General features: G+C 67.5%; 13 protein-coding genes and 3 rRNA genes. 5 read left to right on the forward strand and 11 right to left on the reverse strand.

What is annotated here, in order from left to right:
* Positions 1-9: 9 nt before the first annotated feature.
* Complete coding sequence (locus ACXKR8_RS18945) at positions 10-1,182, forward strand: DUF7544 domain-containing protein (RefSeq protein WP_458274083.1); 1,173 nt, start codon at positions 10-12, stop codon at positions 1,180-1,182.
* 137 nt (positions 1,183-1,319) lie between these two features.
* Here the strand turns inward: ACXKR8_RS18945 and rrf are convergent.
* The 5 genes from rrf to ahcY form a co-directional block, all read right to left on the reverse strand.
* Positions 1,320-1,436: ribosomal RNA gene (gene rrf, locus ACXKR8_RS18950) — 5S ribosomal RNA — on the reverse strand.
* A 77-nt stretch (positions 1,437-1,513) separates the two neighbouring features.
* A 23S ribosomal RNA gene (locus ACXKR8_RS18955) occupies positions 1,514-4,640 on the reverse strand.
* A gap of 292 nt (positions 4,641-4,932) precedes the next feature.
* Positions 4,933-6,458 (reverse strand): 16S ribosomal RNA (locus ACXKR8_RS18960).
* Together the 16S, 23S and 5S rRNA genes form the textbook arrangement of a ribosomal RNA operon.
* Positions 6,459-6,936: 478 nt before the next feature.
* Positions 6,937-7,575 carry a hypothetical protein gene (locus ACXKR8_RS18965; RefSeq protein ID WP_458274084.1) on the reverse strand — a complete coding sequence of 213 codons (639 nt, stop codon included), beginning with the start codon at positions 7,573-7,575 and terminating at the stop codon, positions 6,937-6,939.
* A gap of 77 nt (positions 7,576-7,652) precedes the next feature.
* Complete coding sequence (ahcY, locus tag ACXKR8_RS18970) at positions 7,653-9,101, reverse strand: adenosylhomocysteinase (RefSeq protein ID WP_458274085.1); 1,449 nt, start codon at positions 9,099-9,101, stop codon at positions 7,653-7,655.
* 443 nt (positions 9,102-9,544) lie between these two features.
* Between ahcY and ACXKR8_RS18975 the strand changes: the two genes are divergently transcribed.
* Genes ACXKR8_RS18975 through ACXKR8_RS18985 form a run of 3 tightly spaced genes read left to right on the forward strand, consistent with a single transcriptional unit; the run spans position 9,545 to position 11,933 of the window.
* Positions 9,545-10,564, forward strand: a complete 1,020-nt coding sequence (locus ACXKR8_RS18975; protein WP_458274086.1) for a heavy metal-binding domain-containing protein — start codon at positions 9,545-9,547, stop codon at positions 10,562-10,564.
* A gap of 18 nt (positions 10,565-10,582) precedes the next feature.
* Complete coding sequence (locus ACXKR8_RS18980) at positions 10,583-11,413, forward strand: heavy metal-binding domain-containing protein (protein WP_458274087.1); 831 nt, start codon at positions 10,583-10,585, stop codon at positions 11,411-11,413.
* A 52-nt stretch (positions 11,414-11,465) separates the two neighbouring features.
* Complete coding sequence (locus ACXKR8_RS18985; RefSeq protein WP_458274088.1) at positions 11,466-11,933, forward strand: hypothetical protein; 468 nt, start codon at positions 11,466-11,468, stop codon at positions 11,931-11,933.
* A gap of 98 nt (positions 11,934-12,031) precedes the next feature.
* Here ACXKR8_RS18985 and manA read toward each other — a convergent pair whose 3' ends face one another.
* The 5 genes from manA to ACXKR8_RS19010 all read right to left on the reverse strand — a co-directional run bounded on the left by manA (position 12,032) and on the right by ACXKR8_RS19010 (position 16,922).
* Positions 12,032-13,273, reverse strand: a complete 1,242-nt coding sequence (gene manA, locus ACXKR8_RS18990) for a mannose-6-phosphate isomerase, class I (RefSeq protein ID WP_458274089.1) — start codon at positions 13,271-13,273, stop codon at positions 12,032-12,034.
* Between the two features lie 146 nt (positions 13,274-13,419).
* Complete coding sequence (locus tag ACXKR8_RS18995; protein WP_458274090.1) at positions 13,420-14,724, reverse strand: SIS domain-containing protein; 1,305 nt, start codon at positions 14,722-14,724, stop codon at positions 13,420-13,422.
* Positions 14,725-14,782: 58 nt separating this feature from the next.
* Positions 14,783-14,953 carry a Trm112 family protein gene (locus ACXKR8_RS19000; protein WP_380534596.1) on the reverse strand — a complete coding sequence of 57 codons (171 nt, stop codon included), beginning with the start codon at positions 14,951-14,953 and terminating at the stop codon, positions 14,783-14,785.
* A 93-nt stretch (positions 14,954-15,046) separates the two neighbouring features.
* Positions 15,047-16,432 carry a phosphomannomutase/phosphoglucomutase gene (locus tag ACXKR8_RS19005; RefSeq protein WP_458274091.1) on the reverse strand — a complete coding sequence of 462 codons (1,386 nt, stop codon included), beginning with the start codon at positions 16,430-16,432 and terminating at the stop codon, positions 15,047-15,049.
* Positions 16,433-16,553: 121 nt separating this feature from the next.
* Positions 16,554-16,922, reverse strand: coding sequence for a DUF3499 domain-containing protein (locus tag ACXKR8_RS19010; RefSeq protein ID WP_458274092.1), 369 nt, complete (start codon positions 16,920-16,922; stop codon positions 16,554-16,556).
* A gap of 104 nt (positions 16,923-17,026) precedes the next feature.
* On the opposite strand from ACXKR8_RS19010, the gene ACXKR8_RS19015 reads away from it, so the two are divergent.
* Positions 17,027-17,482, forward strand: a complete 456-nt coding sequence (locus ACXKR8_RS19015) for a metallopeptidase family protein (protein ID WP_458274093.1) — start codon at positions 17,027-17,029, stop codon at positions 17,480-17,482.
* 24 nt (positions 17,483-17,506) lie between these two features.
* Here the strand turns inward: ACXKR8_RS19015 and ACXKR8_RS19020 are convergent, their stop codons facing one another.
* Positions 17,507-18,961: a DUF5719 family protein gene (locus ACXKR8_RS19020; protein ID WP_458274094.1), complete on the reverse strand. Its 1,455-nt coding sequence runs from the start codon at positions 18,959-18,961 to the stop codon at positions 17,507-17,509.
* Positions 18,962-18,963 lie beyond the last annotated feature (2 nt).

Genomic DNA, 18,963 nt, shown 5'->3' on the forward strand with positions numbered 1-18,963 from the left:
GGACCGCGCATGACCGACACCCCGAGCCGGCCACCAGAGAAAGCCCCTGCTCCCGAGTCGGCCGCCACGGAGACACCGGTCCGCCCCGGAATCCCCGAGCAGGCCACCGGCCCCGCCCCTACCGCCCCCACTGCCCCCACTGCCCCGAACTGGAACGCCGCCCCCGGTTGGGGCGGAGTCCCCACCGGCCCGGTGCCCGGCTGGGAGTGGTCCCACGGCTGGATTCCCCAGCCCGGCATCATCCCGCTCCGCCCGCTCCGGGTCGGCGAGCTCCTCAGCGCCGCCTTCGCGCTCTACCGCAGCTACTGGCGGACGATCCTGCCGATCACCGCGGTCGTCGCCGTGGTCACCCAGGTCGCGACGACACTGATCGTCAATGCCATGGACCAGACGGTGACCAGCCCGTCCCTCAGCTCCTCCGGCGACCCCGCCGAGGACCTGCGCAGAAACGTCGACAGCCTGCTCGACCTCCTCCCGTCGCTGGGAGTGACGGAGCTGATCTCCGGTATCGCCGGCACCCTGGCCACCGCCATGCTCATCCTCGTCGTCAGCAAGGCCGTCATCGGACGTCCCGCGCCCCTCGCCGAGGTCTGGCGGGAGGCCCGTCCCCGGCTGCCCCAGCTGCTCGGCCTTACCGCGCTGGTCAGCCTGCTCGGGGGCGGCGTCCTGCTGGCCTCGGTGGCGCCGGCCCTGCTGGCCCACTCCGCCGGAGCCTCCGACGGCGCCCAGGCCGGGCTCACCCTGCTGATCGTCCCCGGCAGCATCGTCGCCCTGTGGCTCACCGTCTCGATGCTGCTCGCAGCACCGGCCCTGATGCTGGAACGCCAGGGCATCCGCAGTGCACTGGCCCGCTCGTTCCGGCTGGTCCGCGGCGGCTGGTGGCGGATCTTCGGGATCTTCCTGCTGGTGGTGCTGCTCTGCTCGATCGCGATCGGCATGATCGGCGTGCCGGCCACGCTGTTCAGCAGCGTCTCGCAGGGCGTCAACACGGACCCATCTGTCGCCGCCCTGATTGTGAGCTGCGTCAGCGCCATCATCGGCACCATGCTCACCCTGCCGATCCTCACCGGCACCACTGCGCTGCTGTACATGGACCAGCGTATCCGGCGCGAGGCGCTGGACCTGGACCTCGCGGCGGCGGCTGGCGTCCCGGGGTACGCGCCCCAGCAGCACCACTCCTGACGGAGCCCCCCGGTTGGCCCCTGTCCCGCGTGCTTGGCGCGGGGGCAGGGGCTTTCCTATTGGGGGCTTGTACCCACCTGGTCCGGAACGCAGTAAAGCCCCCTGACCGGTGGTCAGGGGGCTTTACTGTAATGGTTGTTCGGCGGCGTCCTACTCTCCCACAGGGTCCCCCCTGCAGTACCATCGGCGCTATGAGGCTTAGCTTCCGGGTTCGGGATGTTACCGGGCGTTTCCCTCACGCTATGACCACCGAAACACTATGAAGTTGACACGCACCTGCCTAAGCAGGCGGGTCGTGACTTCAGAACTGCACAGTGGACGCGTAGCAACTATGGTCAAGCCCTCGGCCTATTAGTACCGGTCAGCTCCACCCCTTACAGGGCTTCCACATCCGGCCTATCAACCCAGTCGTCTACTGGGAGCCTTACCCACTCGATGGTGGTGGGAGTCCTCATCTCGAAGCAGGCTTCCCGCTTAGATGCTTTCAGCGGTTATCCTTTCCGAACGTAGCCAACCAGCCATGCCCTTGGCAGGACAACTGGCACACCAGAGGTTCGTCCGTCCCGGTCCTCTCGTACTAGGGACAGCCCTTCTCAAGACTCCTGCGCGCGCAGCGGATAGGGACCGAACTGTCTCACGACGTTCTAAACCCAGCTCGCGTACCGCTTTAATGGGCGAACAGCCCAACCCTTGGGACCTACTCCAGCCCCAGGATGCGACGAGCCGACATCGAGGTGCCAAACCATCCCGTCGATATGGACTCTTGGGGAAGATCAGCCTGTTATCCCCGGGGTACCTTTTATCCGTTGAGCGACGGAGCTTCCACAAGCCACCGCCGGATCACTAGTCCCTGCTTTCGCACCTGCTCGACCCGTCGGTCTCACAGTCAAGCTCCCTTGTGCACTTACACTCAACACCTGATTGCCAACCAGGCTGAGGGAACCTTTGGGCGCCTCCGTTACATTTTAGGAGGCAACCGCCCCAGTTAAACTACCCACCAGACACTGTCCCTGATCCGGATCACGGACCCAGGTTAGACATCCAGCACGACCAGAGTGGTATTTCAACGACGACTCCACCCAAACTGGCGTCTGAGCTTCAAAGTCTCCCACCTATCCTACACAAGCCGAACCGAACACCAATATCAAGCTATAGTAAAGGTCCCGGGGTCTTTCCGTCCTGCTGCGCGAAACGAGCATCTTTACTCGTAATGCAATTTCACCGGGCCTATGGTTGAGACAGTCGAGAAGTCGTTACGCCATTCGTGCAGGTCGGAACTTACCCGACAAGGAATTTCGCTACCTTAGGATGGTTATAGTTACCACCGCCGTTTACTGGCGCTTAAGTTCTCAGCCTCGCCCCGTCGAAACAGAGCTAACCGGTCCCCTTAACGTTCCAGCACCGGGCAGGCGTCAGTCCGTATACATCGCCTTACGGCTTCGCACGGACCTGTGTTTTTAGTAAACAGTCGCTTCTCGCTGGTCTCTGCGGCCGGCCCCAGCTCAAGGAGCAAGTCCCATCACCAGTTCCGGCCCCCCTTCTCCCGAAGTTACGGGGGCATTTTGCCGAGTTCCTTAACCATAGTTCACCCGAACGCCTCGGTATTCTCTACCTGACCACCTGAGTCGGTTTGGGGTACGGGCCGCCATGAAACTCGCTAGAGGCTTTTCTCGACAGCATAGGATCATCCACTTCACCACAATCGGCTCGGCATCAGGTCTCAGACTATATGTGCGACGGATTTGCCTATCACACGTCCTACACCCTTACCCCGGGACAACCACCGCCCGGGCTGGACTACCTTCCTGCGTCACCCCATCGCTCACCTACTACCCTGTTGGGTCAGCGGCTCCACCACTCCCATCCATCCGAAGACTTCAGGGCGGCTTCGCGGCTTTAGCATTCAGAGGTTCGACGTTGGCGCTTCAAAGCGGGTACGGGAATATCAACCCGTTGTCCATCGACTACGCCTGTCGGCCTCGCCTTAGGTCCCGACTTACCCTGGGCAGATCAGCTTGACCCAGGAACCCTTGGTCAATCGGCGCAAGAGTTTCCCACTCTTGTATCGCTACTCATGCCTGCATTCTCACTCGTGAACCGTCCACGACTGGCTTCCGCCGCCGCTTCACCCGGCACACACGACGCTCCCCTACCCATCACAACACCCGTTGGGGCTTCACGTTGCAATGACACGGCTTCGGCGGTGTACTTGAGCCCCGCTACATTGTCGGCGCGGAATCACTTGACCAGTGAGCTATTACGCACTCTTTAAAGGGTGGCTGCTTCTAAGCCAACCTCCTGGTTGTCTCTGCGACTCCACATCCTTTCCCACTTAGCACACGCTTAGGGGCCTTAGCCGGTGTTCTGGGCTGTTTCCCTCTCGACCATGGAGCTTATCCCCCACAGTCTCACTGCCGCGCTCTCACTTACCGGCATTCGGAGTTTGGCTAAGGTCAGTAACCCGGTGGGGCCCATCGCCTATCCAGTGCTCTACCTCCGGCAAGAAACACGCGACGCTGCACCTAAATGCATTTCGGGGAGAACCAGCTATCACGGAGTTTGATTGGCCTTTCACCCCTAACCACAGGTCATCCCCCAGGTTTTCAACCCTGGTGGGTTCGGTCCTCCACACGGTCTTACCCGCGCTTCAACCTGCCCATGGCTAGATCACTCCGCTTCGGGTCTTGGGCGCGCTACTATGTCGCCCTATTCGGACTCGCTTTCGCTACGGCTACCCCACACGGGTTAACCTCGCAACACACCGCAAACTCGCAGGCTCATTCTTCAAAAGGCACGCAGTCACGATCAGTAAGGGCAAGCCCTCCTGACGACGCTCCCACGGCTTGTAGGCACACGGTTTCAGGTACTATTTCACTCCGCTCCCGCGGTACTTTTCACCATTCCCTCACGGTACTGTCCGCTATCGGTCACTAGGGAATATTTAGGCTTAGCGGGTGGTCCCGCCAGATTCACACGGAATTTCTCGGGCTCCGTGCTACTTGGGAGTTGCACAAGCAAGCCGTACAGGTTTCGTCTACGGGGGTCTTACCCTCTACGCCGGACCTTTCGCATGTCCTTCGACTACCCATACGGTTTCTGACTCGCCCAGAAGTCGGCAGACAACTGAAGTGCAATCCCACGACCCCAACCACGCAACCCCTGCCGGGTATCACACGTGACTGGTTTAGCCTCATCCGATTTCGCTCGCCACTACTCTCGGAATCACGGTTGTTTTCTCTTCCTGCGGGTACTGAGATGTTTCACTTCCCCGCGTTCCCTCCACACCGCCTATGTGTTCAGCGGCGGGTGACAGCCCATGACGACTGCCGGGTTTCCCCATTCGGACACCCCCGGATCAAAGCTCGGTTGACAGCTCCCCGGGGCCTATCGTGGCCTCCCACGTCCTTCATCGGTTCCTAGTGCCAAGGCATCCACCGTGCGCCCTTAAAAACTTGGCCACAGATGCTCGCGTCCACTGTGCAGTTCTCAAGCAACGACCAACCACCCATCACCCCCACACACACGGTGCGAAGTTCACTGGGGCCGGCGTTCAAAGGACACAGACCTTCCGGCCGTACCCTCAGGACCCAACAGCGCGCCCGACACCACCCACCCCACCAGACCTCGTTCCACGCGCCGAAGCGCAGTACCAGAGACCCGAAGGACCGTGCGGTGCCGAATAGTCAACGTTCCACCCATGAGCTGGCCACCGTCAGACAGATGCTGACGCAGTGGCACTGTGCTCCTTAGAAAGGAGGTGATCCAGCCGCACCTTCCGGTACGGCTACCTTGTTACGACTTCGTCCCAATCGCTGGTCCCACCTTCGACAGCTCCTTCCCTTACGGGTTAGGCCACCGGCTTCGGGTGTTACCGACTTTCGTGACGTGACGGGCGGTGTGTACAAGGCCCGGGAACGTATTCACCGCAGCAATGCTGATCTGCGATTACTAGCAACTCCGACTTCATGGGGTCGAGTTGCAGACCCCAATCCGAACTGAGACCGGCTTTTTGAGATTCGCTCCACCTCGCGGTATCGCAGCTCATTGTACCGGCCATTGTAGCACGTGTGCAGCCCAAGACATAAGGGGCATGATGATTTGACGTCGTCCCCACCTTCCTCCGAGTTGACCCCGGCAGTCTCCTGTGAGTCCCCATCACCCCGAAAGGCATGCTGGCAACACAGAACGAGGGTTGCGCTCGTTGCGGGACTTAACCCAACATCTCACGACACGAGCTGACGACAACCATGCACCACCTGTATACCGACCACAAGGGGGCGTACATCTCTGCACGTTTCCGGTATATGTCAAGCCTTGGTAAGGTTCTTCGCGTTGCGTCGAATTAAGCCACATGCTCCGCTGCTTGTGCGGGCCCCCGTCAATTCCTTTGAGTTTTAGCCTTGCGGCCGTACTCCCCAGGCGGGGAACTTAATGCGTTAGCTGCGGCGCGGACCACGTGGAATGTGACCCACACCTAGTTCCCAACGTTTACGGCGTGGACTACCAGGGTATCTAATCCTGTTCGCTCCCCACGCTTTCGCTCCTCAGCGTCAGTAATGGCCCAGAGATCCGCCTTCGCCACCGGTGTTCCTCCTGATATCTGCGCATTTCACCGCTACACCAGGAATTCCGATCTCCCCTACCACACTCTAGCCTGCCCGTATCGAATGCAGACCCGGAGTTAAGCCCCGGGCTTTCACATCCGACGCGACAAGCCGCCTACGAGCTCTTTACGCCCAATAAATCCGGACAACGCTCGCACCCTACGTATTACCGCGGCTGCTGGCACGTAGTTAGCCGGTGCTTCTTCTGCAGGTACCGTCACTTGCGCTTCTTCCCTGCTGAAAGAGGTTTACAACCCGAAGGCCGTCATCCCTCACGCGGCGTCGCTGCATCAGGCTTTCGCCCATTGTGCAATATTCCCCACTGCTGCCTCCCGTAGGAGTCTGGGCCGTGTCTCAGTCCCAGTGTGGCCGGTCGCCCTCTCAGGCCGGCTACCCGTCGTCGCCTTGGTAGGCCATTACCCCACCAACAAGCTGATAGGCCGCGGGCTCATCCTGCATCGCCGGAGCTTTCCACGCACACCCCATGCGGAGATGCGTCGTATCCGGTATTAGACCTCGTTTCCAAGGCTTGTCCCAGAATGCAGGGCAGATTGCCCACGTGTTACTCACCCGTTCGCCACTGATCCACCCAGAAGGGCTTCACCGTTCGACTTGCATGTGTTAAGCACGCCGCCAGCGTTCGTCCTGAGCCAGGATCAAACTCTCCGTGAATGTCATCAGGTAATCCTGATAGCACCCGCGAAAGAGCGGCACGACGATCAGCGGAATAGCCGACCCCGTGCACTGCGTCCTCGCTAGTGTTTACTGCATTATCTTGCCAAATGAAACTTGGCGTTGACTTTTGGCACGCTGTTGAGTTCTCAAGGAACGGACACTTCCTTCAGGCGGCTTTCAGACCGACCCTCCGGGCGTTTCGTTCTGTTTCCAGCTTAGCAGATCCGTTTCGCCTGTCTGAACCAGTCGATTTCGTTTCCACCTGCACTGGCGGCGAATTTCCCCGCCGTTGTCAGCAACCCTATCAGGCTTCCTGACCCGTTTTCACGGCCCGCGTTTCCTCGGAATCGGGACAGCATTCACCCGGCATTTCTGCCCGGATTCGTGCTGCATTTCGACGTACCGCGGAAGGCGGGAGTCAGAGACTACCCACCGCCTCACGACCTGTCCAGTCGGAGGCAACTGCTCCAACCTACTAGGCGTACTCGGCCGGGTCAACAGTTCGACTGGGGGGAGTTTCCAGCTGTTCGAGCTCGATGCCGGGGGCCGCCAGGACCACGTCGCCGGCCAGATGGACCACCCCCTCCTCCCCCGTGGCCAGGTCGGCCACCCGGTAGCGCTCCACGATGAGCGGACCGTTGTCGGTGGGGTGCGAGTCGATGCTGTCCAGGGTCCAGCCCTGGTCCAGCGTGCGGGGCGCGAGGACCGGGTCGGTGAAGGCGACGACCCGGAGCCGGGACGAGCTGCCCGGGCTGAGCCGCAGCAGTCGGGCCGTCGCGACCAGGAAGGCGGGCGAGCGTCCGGCGAAGGCATGGGCCCGGTCGTTGCCCTCACCGGCGTGGAGGCCCTCGGCGTCCTCCTGGTGGCTGCGTACCCAGCTGAGCCCGTCCAGCAGGCCGGCCCGGATCTGCCAGCCGCCGACGCGGAGTTCAAGGCGGAGCGGGCGGCTCAGGGCGTCCAGGGTGAGGTCGATCGAGCCGTCGGGTTCGCCGTCCGTGCTGAGGGTCTGCGCGGTGTAGCGCCAGCCGGAGGGGCCGGGGGCGCAGCTGAAGCGCTCCTCGCCGAGAGGAATGTTGTCATGGGTGTCGTAGAAGGAGTAGCGACCGCTGGGCATGGTCCGCACTCTACGGCCGAGTGGCCGTCGCCCCGGGTACGGATGTCCCGGGGCGCCGGCCACTCATGTGGTTCGGATCAGTAGCGGTAGGTGTCCGGCTTGTACGGGCCCTGGACCGGGACGCCGATGTAGGAGGCCTGCTCCTCGCTCAGCACGGTGAGCTTGACGCCCAGCGCGTCCAGGTGGAGCCGGGCCACCTTCTCGTCCAGGTGCTTGGGCAGCACGTAGACGTCGACCGGGTACTCCTCGGTCTTGGTGAAGAGCTCGATCTGGGCGATCGTCTGGTTCGCGAAGGAGTTGGACATCACGAAGGACGGGTGGCCGGTGGCGTTGCCCAGGTTCAGCAGACGGCCCTCGGACAGCAGGATGATCGTGTGGCCGTCCTCGAAGCGCCACTCGTGGACCTGGGGCTTGATCTCGGTCCTGACGACACCGGGGAGCTTCGAGAGACCGAGGATGTCGATCTCGTTGTCGAAGTGGCCGATGTTGCCGACGATGGCCTGGTGCTTCATCCTCGCCATCTGGCCCGCCAGGATGATGTCCTTGTTGCCGGTGGTGGTGATGAAGATGTCGGCGATGCCGACGACCTCGTCCAAGGTGGTGACCTGGTAGCCGTCCATGGCCGCCTGCAGGGCGCAGATCGGGTCGATCTCGGTGACGATGACCCGGGCGCCCTGGCCGCGCAGGGACTCCGCGCAGCCCTTGCCGACGTCGCCGTAGCCGCAGACCACCGCGACCTTGCCGCCGATCAGGACGTCGGTGGCCCGGTTGATCCCGTCGATCAGCGAGTGCCGGCAGCCGTACTTGTTGTCGAACTTCGACTTGGTGACCGCGTCGTTCACGTTGATGGCCGGGAAGAGCAGGGTGCCCTCGCGGTGCATCTCGTAGAGGCGGTGGACACCGGTGGTGGTCTCCTCGGTGACGCCCTTGATCGCGGCAGCGGCCTCGGTCCACTTGCGCGGGCTCTGGGCCAGGGTGCGGTTGAGCACCTCCAGCACGATCCGGAACTCGTCGTTGTCGGCGGTCGAGGGGTCCGGCGCGACACCGGCCTTCTCGAACTCGACACCCTTGTGGATCAGCATCGTGGCGTCGCCGCCGTCGTCGAGGATCATGTTCGGGCCGACCTCACCGGGCCAGCTGAGCGCCTGCTCGGTGCACCACCAGTACTCCTCCAGCGACTCGCCCTTCCAGGCGAAGACCGGAACGCCCCGCGGGTCCTCCGGAGTGCCCTCGGGGCCGACCGCGATCGCCGCGGCGGCGTGGTCCTGGGTGGAGAAGATGTTGCAGGAGCACCAGCGCACATCGGCGCCGAGCGCGGTCAGCGTCTCGATCAGCACCGCGGTCTGGATCGTCATGTGCAGCGAACCGGTGATCCGGGCGCCGGCCAGCGGCTGCGAGGCTGCGAACTCCTTGCGGATCGACATCAGGCCCGGCATCTCGTGCTCGGCCAGCTGGATCTCCTTGCGACCGAAACCGGCAAGGGAGAGGTCGGCGACCTTGAAGTCACCGGTGGGAGTTACGGACATGCTTGTGTCTCCATCGCTATCGCTCATGAGGCGCCGGGGACTCTACCGGCGGGGGCTCGGAAATGGCTGGGCCGCAGACACAGAGCGCAGGCCGACGGGACGCGTGGAAAAACGCGCGCCCGCGGGTCATGCCTCGTGCGGCCCAGTTGCGTCGGAGGACCTCTCTCCCTCGGCACGCCCGGCCGCAAACCGCTCCCCGAGGGGATCGCGGTGTCGCCCGAGCCCACCGACCGCCATCAGCAGCGACGTCTGGCTCTGGATCGAATCTACACCGAACGGCGGGCGGGACAGGTCCGATGGGGCATGTTCCGGCCGACAAACAGCCGGGCGGCGACCCGACACGGCGTAAGAGGGGCGTAGATTCCGATGCGCTCGATCGAATCTTCGTCCTAGGGTGCAGAGGTTGGACCTCCGCTGCTCGATCGGACGGGAATAGAGGACAGATGTCGGTGCCATGGAGCGGCGGCGGACTGCCGCCGGCTGCCGCTGAGCGGATGGCCGAGGTCCGGGAGAGCGGGACCTGGACGTCCGCGCTGTCGACCGGAGAGTTCGCGGCGATCCGCGCGGTCGGGTTCGAGCCGGTCGGCCAGGTGATGGGCTCGGCGGTTTACCACATCGGACGGAGCGGCAGGTACTGGGGCTACCACGACTGCCTCTTCCCCGGTGCGGGGTACGGCTACAGCTTCGGCAACGTCGGGACCGCCCCGGTCGCGTTGTCCGGAAAAGGCTCCCCGGCGGCCGCGCTGGTGGGGGTGTTCGAGTCGGCGCGGCGGGCCGCGCTGGACCGGATGACGGCGGAGTGCCTGGCCCTCGGCGGTGACGGCGTGGTGTCGGCCGGGCTGACCATGGCGCCGTTCCCCAGCCAGCCCAACTGCCTGGAGTTCAAGGTGATCGGCACCGCGGTGCGGGCGCGGGGCACGGTTCGCCCCAAGCACCCGTTCACCTCGCACCTGGACGGGCAGGGGTTCGCCAAGCTGGTCTCCTCCGGCTGGGTGCCGGTGGAACTGCTGGTGGGCATGTCGATCGGGGTGCGGCACGACGACTACCGGACCCAGTCGCAGACCTACTCCTGGCAGAACGTCGAGGTCACCGGGTGGAGCGAACTGATCCACGGGGTCCGTGCCGACGCCAGGCGGCAGTTGCAGCTGCAGGGCGCCAAACACGGCGGGGACGGGGTGGTCATGGCCGCGAGCGAGCTGCGGGTGTGGCGTGAGTCCTGTCTGCGGGCGCGGAACCGCAACAACTCGGAACAGGAGGACCATGTCGCCGAATCCACCATGGTGGGGACGACCATCGCGCGTTTCACGACCAGGCAGGAGCCGCCGCGGACGCTGTCGGTGATGCCCTTGGGCGACCGGGGTGAGCTGCTGCGCCGCCGGCTGGCGGCGGTCGCGTCCAGCCCGTACGGAGACCGCTCGGAGTACAAGCGGTTGGTGCAGGAACTGAATGAGCTGGGCGACTGAGAGATGAAGGGTAGCGACATGACGAACACGGGGCCGAGCGCCGAGGGCGTACCGGCGGACGCGATGCGGCGGCTGGCGGAGCTGGCACCGGGCAAGCCGGGCTCGATCTTCACCAGCGACCTGTCGGTGAACGAGTTCCTGCTGGTGCGCGAGGCCGGCTTCAAGCCGATCGGCCTGGTCCTCGGGAGCTCGATCTACCACGTGGGCATCCAGATCGGCCGCTGGGGCAAGAACCAGGAGCTGGAGACCCTCAGCCAGGCGATGTACCACGCCCGCGAGTTGGCGATGACCAGGATGGAGGCGGAGGCTGCGGCACTGGGCGCGGACGGCATCGTCGGGGTCCGGCTGACGGTCGAGGCGCGGGAGTTCGGCAACGACGTGGCCGAGTTCATCGCCATCGGCACCGCGGTCAAGGCCGACCACCCGGCTCCGGGCAACACCACCTGGCGCAACAACAAGGGCCAGCCGTTCACCTCGGACCTGTCCGGGCAGGACTTCTGGACCCTGATCCGGGCCGGCTACGCCCCGCTGGGCATGGTGATGGGCACCTGCGTCTACCACATCGCGCACCAGCGGGTCGGCGCCGTCTTCTCCAACCTGGGCAAGAACGTGGAGATCGAGCAGTTCACCCAGGCCCTCTACGACGCGCGTGAGCTGGCCATGGCCCGGATGCAGGCCGAGGCGGAGGCGCTGCACGCGGAGGGCGTGGTCGGGGTGCAGCTCAACGCCCACAACCACCGCTGGGGCGGCCACACCACGGAGTTCTTCTCGATCGGCACGGCGGTCCGCCCGCTGCGGTCCGACCATGAGATCGAGCGGCCCACAATGGTGCTCAGCCTGGACGGGTGAGAAGCTCCTATGACGGCTGATCGCGTGGGTCTCTCAAGTGCGGGGTTGAACAATGAGCGAGCATGATCCGTTGCCGGCCCTGCCGGAGGACACCAGCGGTGCGGTGGACGGCGTCGTGGACGATCCGGGAGCGTCGATCGACATGCTCGCCGCCGCGCTGCGGCGCGACTCGGCCGATCTGGAGATCTACGTCAAGGTGCTGACCGGCTCGCTGGCGGACGCCCTGCCGGAGGGTTCGGTGGCCTTCGAGCGCAAGCGGTCGGTCGGCGACCGGCTCGCCGGGCGCGAGGGCAAGGTGGAGAAGCTGGAGGTGTCCCTGGACGACCGGCGGCTGATCCTGACCCTGGCCCACGGCCGGCCCCAGGCGGAGGTGGCCACGGTGGTGCGCGGGGTGGTGCTGTCGCGCAAGCCGGTGGGTCTCGACGTCTGGGCCACCGAGCTGGCGACGGCGGTGGCGCTGCGGGCCCAGTCGGACGCCAGGGCGCGGGCCGCCCTGGAGAAGCTGGTGCTCGGCGGGTAAGGCCGGTCGGCCTCACTCCTACGGGTGATATTCGCCCCGGATTTCGGCTCCACGGCCGAAATCCGGGGCTTCTGTCTGCCGCCGGGTGTAGTTATGACTCAGAGCGAAACCGTGGCACGGAAGACCGTGCTCGGGGCGCTGTCCGCTGCCGTGACCCTGAGGTCCACGGCGTTGGCGGAGACATAGGCGGATTCCCCGCGGCGAAGTGTGACTGGTGAATCGTCCGCATCGGTGAGGACCGCCGTCCCCTCGGTGCAGAGCAGGATCTGCGGTGCGGTGCCCTGGATGCGGCGGCCGGCCGGGGCAGTACCGCCCAGGGTGTAGCAGGAGAGCCGGAAGTCGTCGATGGGCGTGGGGTACCACTCCTCGCCGTCGGAGCCGGGGACCGGGACAGGGTGCAGGACGCCGGGTTCGGCGCTGCGGAAATCAATGATGCGGAGCAGTTCGGGCACATCGATGTGCTTGGGGGTGAGCCCACCGCGGACCACGTTGTCGGAGTTGGCCAGGATCTCCACGACCAGGCCGTCGAGGTAGGCGTGCGGGACGCCGGCGCCCAGGTAGAGCGCCTCGCCCGGCCGCAGCTGGACGAAGTTGAGCAGCAGGGCGGCGATCACCCCGGGATCGCCGGGAAAGGCGCGGCCGACGGCCGCGCAGGGGCCCAGTGAGGCAGCGAGGGCGGCCGGGAGGCCGAGCCTGTCGGGAGCGGCGGCGGCGCGCTCCAGGGCCTCGGTGGTCGCCAGGACGGTGGCCGCGGTGGCTTCCGGTGAGCTGGTGAGGATGACGGCCAGGGCCTCCCGGAGGGCCTCCGGCTCGGGCTTGGAGCGCAGCAGGTCGAGGAGGGGGGCGAGCGCGGGCACAGCCAGGGCGTCCAGCAGCCGGACGGTCTCGGCGGTGTCGCGGAAGCCGCAGAGACCGGTGAACTCGGTCAGGGCGCAGGCGAGTTCGGGCTTGTGGTTGGCGTCCTTGTAGGTGCGGTACGGGGAGTCGATCGGGACGCCGCGGGCCTCCTCGTCGGCGAAGCCGGCCCGGGCCTGGTCGAGGTTCGGGTGCACCTGGAGCGAGAGCGGTGCGCCCGCGGCGAGGAATTTGACCAGAAAGGGGAGGGCGGGGCCGAAGCGGGCCACGGCGGCGGCGCCGAGTTCGCGCTCGGGGTCGGCGGTGATCACCGCGTCCAGCGGGCGGGGTCCTGCACCGCGGTCGACGGTGGAGGGCTCCCCGGGGTGGGCCCCCATCCAGAGCTCCGCCTGCGGCTCCCCGGTGGGGGCGGTGCCGAGCAGCGCCGGGATGGCGGTCGGCGAACCCCAGGCGTAGGGACGGACGGTGTTGGTCAGGCGGTCCACGGCACAGGTCCTCATCTGTGTGGTCGGACTGGATTCTCCGAGCGGGGGGGTGCATGCGGCAGCGAATGCGGGTGCGGTTGTGCGAGCGGGATTCAGTAGTCAGGCGGGAGTCAGTGGTCCGGTTGGGTTCAGCCGTCCAGGGAGGTTCAGCCGTCGAGCGGGGCCCTGCCGGCCGGGACACCGGCCGCCCCGGAGGAGGCGAGTCCGAGGTAGACGGCGGCGAAGTCGGTCAGCGCCACGAGTTCGGCCATGGCTTCGAGGGCGTCAGCGTGGCCGGAGGCCAGTTCGCAGAGGGTGATCCGGTGGTCCGTGGCGAGCGCTCGGGCGCGGGCCAGGGTGCGGCGGGAGGTCAGCGGCGCGGTGCTGCCCGGCTCTGCGGCGGGCGGCTGCTCCGGCGGGTAGCCCTCGCCCTGCGGCGCCTCGCCCGGGCCCTGGTCGGCCGACTGGTCCGGGTGCGGGGCTCGGTGCAGCAGGACGACCTTGAGCCGCAGGGTGTCGGGCTCCTCGGTGCGGTCCCGGAAGAAGTCGTCCTCGTCCTCCGCCTCGTCCGCGGCGAGGTGGCCGGCCAGCAGACCGCGCTGAGTGGTCAGCGCCTCGGGCAGGGTGCCCTGCAGGGCCGGGCGGCCGGCCTGGTCGGTGAGCATCTGGACGAACCGCCGGGCGGCCACCTCGGTACAGGGGCTGTCGCTCCACAGCAGCGGCAGCACGCCGTCGAGTTGGACCGCGAGGGTCTTCGCCGGGTTGCCGTAGGTCTCGGCCCGGGGGCGGCAGCGCACCGCCACCTCGTCCAGCCGGTCGGCGGTCGCCGACAGCGAGAACGGGGTGGTGACCAGCCCGATCCGGTGGGCCAGGGCGACGGCGGGGGCCAGCAGGCCCCAGAACGAGGAGGGGGTGTCGCGGGGCAGGTCGCGGTCGCGGCCGATCCGCTCGTCCCCGAGGACGGCGGAGACATACGGCAGCGGCAGGCCCCTGGTCTGCAGCGCGGCCTCGGACAGCGGGCTCTCGACCGGGGCGACCACGACCACGGTGCAGCCGCGGACGTACGCCTGCTCGATGAGCGAGACCAGGCCGGGCTCGGTGCCGGTGGTGGACAGCACGACCAGCAGATCGGAAGGTCCGGCCCAACCGGGGACGGACCAGAGCAGACCGGAGGTGAAGTCGATGGCACGGGTGACCGAGTCGTCCGAGGTGCTCGCCCGGAGGACGGAGACCGGGCAGGCGCCGCCCATCAGGACCGCGAACGCGTCGCCGGCCAGGGCCGCGATGCCGTGTCCGGCGACCAGGACGGCCCTGGGGCGTCCCTCGGGGCGGAGCCGGTCGAGACCGGCCTCCCCGGCGAGGCGCACGGCGTTGCGCACGGTGGCGCCGGCCGTGGCGAGGTCGAGCAGGACCCCCGAGGTGTCGGCGCGCGCCAACGTGTCGGGGTCGTCGAGCACCCACTCCTCGAACATGCGGTGGCCTCCCCTGTCCTTCGGGTACTGGTCCTTCAGGTACTCGGTCCTTCGACGCTCAGGACGGGCGGCGGGCCTCGTCGATCAGCAGGACCGGGATGCCGTCCCGGACGGGGTAGGCCAGGCCGCAGTCGGCCGAGGTGCAGACGAGCTCCTCGGCGTCCTCACGCAGCGGCGCGTGGCACTGCGGGCAGGCGAAGATCTCCAGCAGGGCGGGGTCGATGCTCATGGCCGTTCTGCTCCCGGAAAGGTGCGGGCGGGTCCGGAGCGCGGTTGCACGCCGGAGGGCTACCGTACCGCTGCGGCCGATCAGGCCGCGGCGTCAGCCTCGGACGATGGCCAGGACCTGGTCCCTGATCTTCGTCATCACGGCCTCCTCGCGGGCCTCCACATTGAGCCGCAGCAGCGGTTCGGTGTTGGAGGCGCGGAGGTTGAACCACCAGTCCCGGCTGGTGACGGTCATGCCGTCGAGCTCGTCGAAGGACACGTCCGGGGTGCCCGTGAAGGCGGCACGGACGGCGGCGGTCCGCGCGGCCTGGTCGTCCACGGTGCTGTTGATCTCGCCGGAGGCCGTGTAGCGGTCGTACTCGGCGACCAGGGCGCTCAGGGTGCCCGGCTGGGTGCCGAGGGCGGCCAGCACGTGCAGGGCGGCGAGCATGCCGGTGTCGGCCCGCCAGAAGTCGCGGAAGTAGTAGTGGGCGGAGTGCTCACCGCCGAAGACGGCGCCGGTGCGGGCCATCTCCTGCTTGATGAAGGAGTGGCCGACCCTGGTGCGGACGGCCTTGCCGCCGTGCTCGCGGATGACCTCGGGAACGGTCCAGGAGGTGATCAGGTTGTGGATGATCGTCGGCTCGGCCTCCCCCGCGGCCTTGGCCCTGGCCAGCTCGCGGACGGCGACCAGGGCGGTGATCGCGGAGGGCGAGACCGGCTCGCCGCGCTCGTCGACCACGAAGCAGCGGTCGGCGTCGCCGTCGAAGGCCAGGCCGATGTCGGCGCCGACCTCGCGGACCTTCGCCTGCAGGTCGACCAGGTTCTTGGGGTCGAGCGGATTGGCCTCGTGGTTGGGGAAGGTGCCGTCGAGCTCGAAGTACAGCGGCACGATGTCCAGCGGCAGCCCGCCGAGGACGGTGGGCACGGTGTGGCCGCCCATGCCGTTGCCGGCGTCCACGGCGACCTTGAGGCGGCGGATGCCGGAGAGGTCGACCAGGCCGTTGAGGTGGTCGGCGTAGGGCTGCAGTTCGTCCTGCTGGGTGATCGTGCCCGGCCGGACGTCCCCGCCGGGAATGGTGACCGTGCCGTCCTCGGCCATCCAGGACTCGACCAGTTCGCGGATCTCGACCAGGCCGGTGTCCTCACCGACCGGGGAGGCTCCGGCGCGGCACATCTTGATGCCGTTGTACTGGGCCGGGTTGTGGCTCGCGGTGAACATGGCGCCGGGCAGGTCGAGCTTGCCGCTGGCGAAGTAGAGCTGGTCGGTGGAGCAGAGGCCGATCTCGACCACGTCCGCGCCCTGGGCCGCGGCGCCCTCGGCGAAGGCCCGGGAGAGGGAGGGCGAGGTGGGGCGCATGTCGTGTCCGGTGGTGATCGCGGTCGCGCCGGTCACCTGGACGAAGGCCGCTCCGAAGGCACGGGCGAGGGACTCGTCCCACTGGTCCGGCACGGTGCCGCGCACGTCGTACGCCTTGACGATCTGCTTGAGGTCAGGCACTCGGGGTCTCCGCCATTCTGGTTCCACGCTCGTCCAAGGTCGCAGCCCGGATTGCGGCTGGTGGCCCGAGATTACCCGCTGGCCAGGGGACGGATCCGCCCCGGGGGGCGCGAGCGGCCTGCTACTGGGTGTCGGGCGAGCGAAGGACGCGCAGGTGGCCGCGTCGGCCGACCTCGGTGGGATCGGCCGGGCTGCCCCCGTCCTGGCGGCGAACCGGGGGGCGGGCGGCCTCGCGAACGGCGTTGGCCAGGGCCTCCAGGTCGTCGCCGGTGGGGCGGATCGGTCCGGAGTCGACGGTCAGCCGGACCACCTCCCACCCGCGCGGGGCGGTCAGCCGCTCGGCGTGCTCGGCGCAGAGGTCGTAGCAGTGGGGTTCGGCGTAGGTGGCGAGCGGCCCGAGGACAGCGGTCGAGTCCGCGTAGACGTACGTCAGCGTCGCGACGGCGGGACGACCGCACGCGGTGCGCGAACAGCGACGTACAGGGCTCACGACGATGGACGGTACCCCACCGGGAGACCTGTCCGCGACGACCCCGGCCCCGTGTCGTCCGGATGTTGGCGTGTTGGCCGGTTCTCAGTCAGTACGCTGCGGGAATGGAAAGACCCGCTGCACCGGAGAGCCGACCGCGTCGACGCGACCGCCATGGACGGGGTCTGCGGGGACCGCTGGCCCCGCCGCAGGTGCCGCTGTCGCTGAGCCGCTCCGAGATGTTCGACGACTATGTGCGCGAGTCGGTGGAGCGGCTGGAGCGGCGCTGGCCGCAGCTGGCCGAGGTCGAGTTCGCGGTCCAGGACGTCCCTGGACCGCTGCCGGGCGAGCCCGAACCGGATGTGACGGACGCGCGGGCGGACGACGTCCCGCTCGGGCGGGTGATCGCGGCCGGGCAGGGCACTCCCGGCCGGATCGTGGTGTTCCGGCGTCCGGTGGAGACCCGCGCCAAGGGGCGGGACGAGCGTGCCGCGCTGGTGCACGAGGTCGTGGTGGAACAGGTCGCGGAACTGCTCGGGGTCGATCCCGACGAGATCGACCCCGGGCCGGACCCGGCCTGATTCAGACCCTCGGATGACGTCGGGTCAGGGCATCAGGATGGAGTCGTTCTGGACGGCGCGGGGGATCTGCACCGTGCTGTGGTCGTCGGGCAGCTGCTGGATGGTGAAGGTCGGCACCCCGCCGCTGTCGCGGCTGATCATGCGGGCCGCGTACACCGGGCCGCCGGAGACCGGCTCCACCGTCACCGCGTAGCTGCCGGTGGGGCCCTTGGGCACCACCTGGACCGTGGCCCCGAGCGGGATGGACACGTTCTGCGTGGTGGGCGTCCCGGTGGCGCCGACCTCGGAGACCTTCACCACGGCTGCGGCGTCGGTGGCGGTGAGCAGCAGGGTGCTGTCGCCGTTGGTGTTGCCCGCCGCGGTGCCGCGCTGGCCGATCGGGGTGCTGCCCGCCAGGTAGGCGGTGTCGGTACCGGTCTTGGCCTTGCCCCGCACCACCTGGATCCCGGCCACGAAGGGGGCCGCCTGCTTGGGGTCGGTGGGGGTGAGCCGCATGGTGGCCGGCTGGCCATGGGTGAGGGCGCCCAGGTTGAACCGGGTGACCATGCCCGACTTGGCGTGCACGGTCTCGATTCCGGCCGGGGTGATCCAGCCGTCCTGCGAGGCCAGCTGCACCTTGAGGTCGACGTCGGCCGGACCGGGGACGGCCAGCACCAGGGAGGCGCCGGTCAGGTCGCCGGGCAGGCCGGGAATGACCTGGCTGCTGCCGAGCGTGGTGGCGGGGACCCAGTCCGCGCCGTTGGCGCCACCGCTGTCGGCGTGCAGGGCGGCGCCGACCCGGCCGCTGCGCACCTGCACGTGCACCGCCAGGGCGGGGTTGTCGGTGCCGGGGCTCAGCAGTGAGGAGAGCAGCAGCGAGGAGGTCCCGGACGCCGGGACGTTGATGTTGGCGGCTTGGGCGTTGTCGACCTCACCGCTCGGACCGAAGATCTTGATGTCGACGTCGGCGGCGGTGCTCTCGGCGTTGGTCAGTTCGACGTAGTCGACGCTGCCCTTGGCCGCGTCGCCGCCGGCGAACCAGAAGTCGGTGCCGGGGGTGCCGCAGGCGGTCCCGGAGAGCGCCTTTCCCGGGCCGGTGGTGGTCTGCTGCAGGGTGAAGCCCGGTGCGGCGGCCCCGTCGGCCGTGCCGAGCAGCGCGGCCGCCTTGGTGCCGGCGACCGCCTTGGCCGTGGTCGACCCGCCGACCGCGGTCTGCTTGACGAGCGGTGTGGACGCGGCGGCCAGCGGGCCGAGCGTGGCGGTGCCGGAGCCCCCGGCCGCCCCGGTCTGCGCGCCGGGGACGGCCAGGGCGTAGGCGGTGGTCCCGGTCAGGCTCTGCATCGGCGGCGGGCAGACCCGGCTGCTGTGCTGGACTGCGGTGCGGACGGTCACGCCGGGCGCCGCCGCCTGCCCGGTCGGCGGGTGGACCTCGGCGATGCCGACGGCGATCGCGAGCACGCCGACGGCGGCGAGCAGGGACTGTGTGGTGCGGCTGATCATCA

Source organism: Streptacidiphilus sp. PAMC 29251, assembly GCF_054208735.2.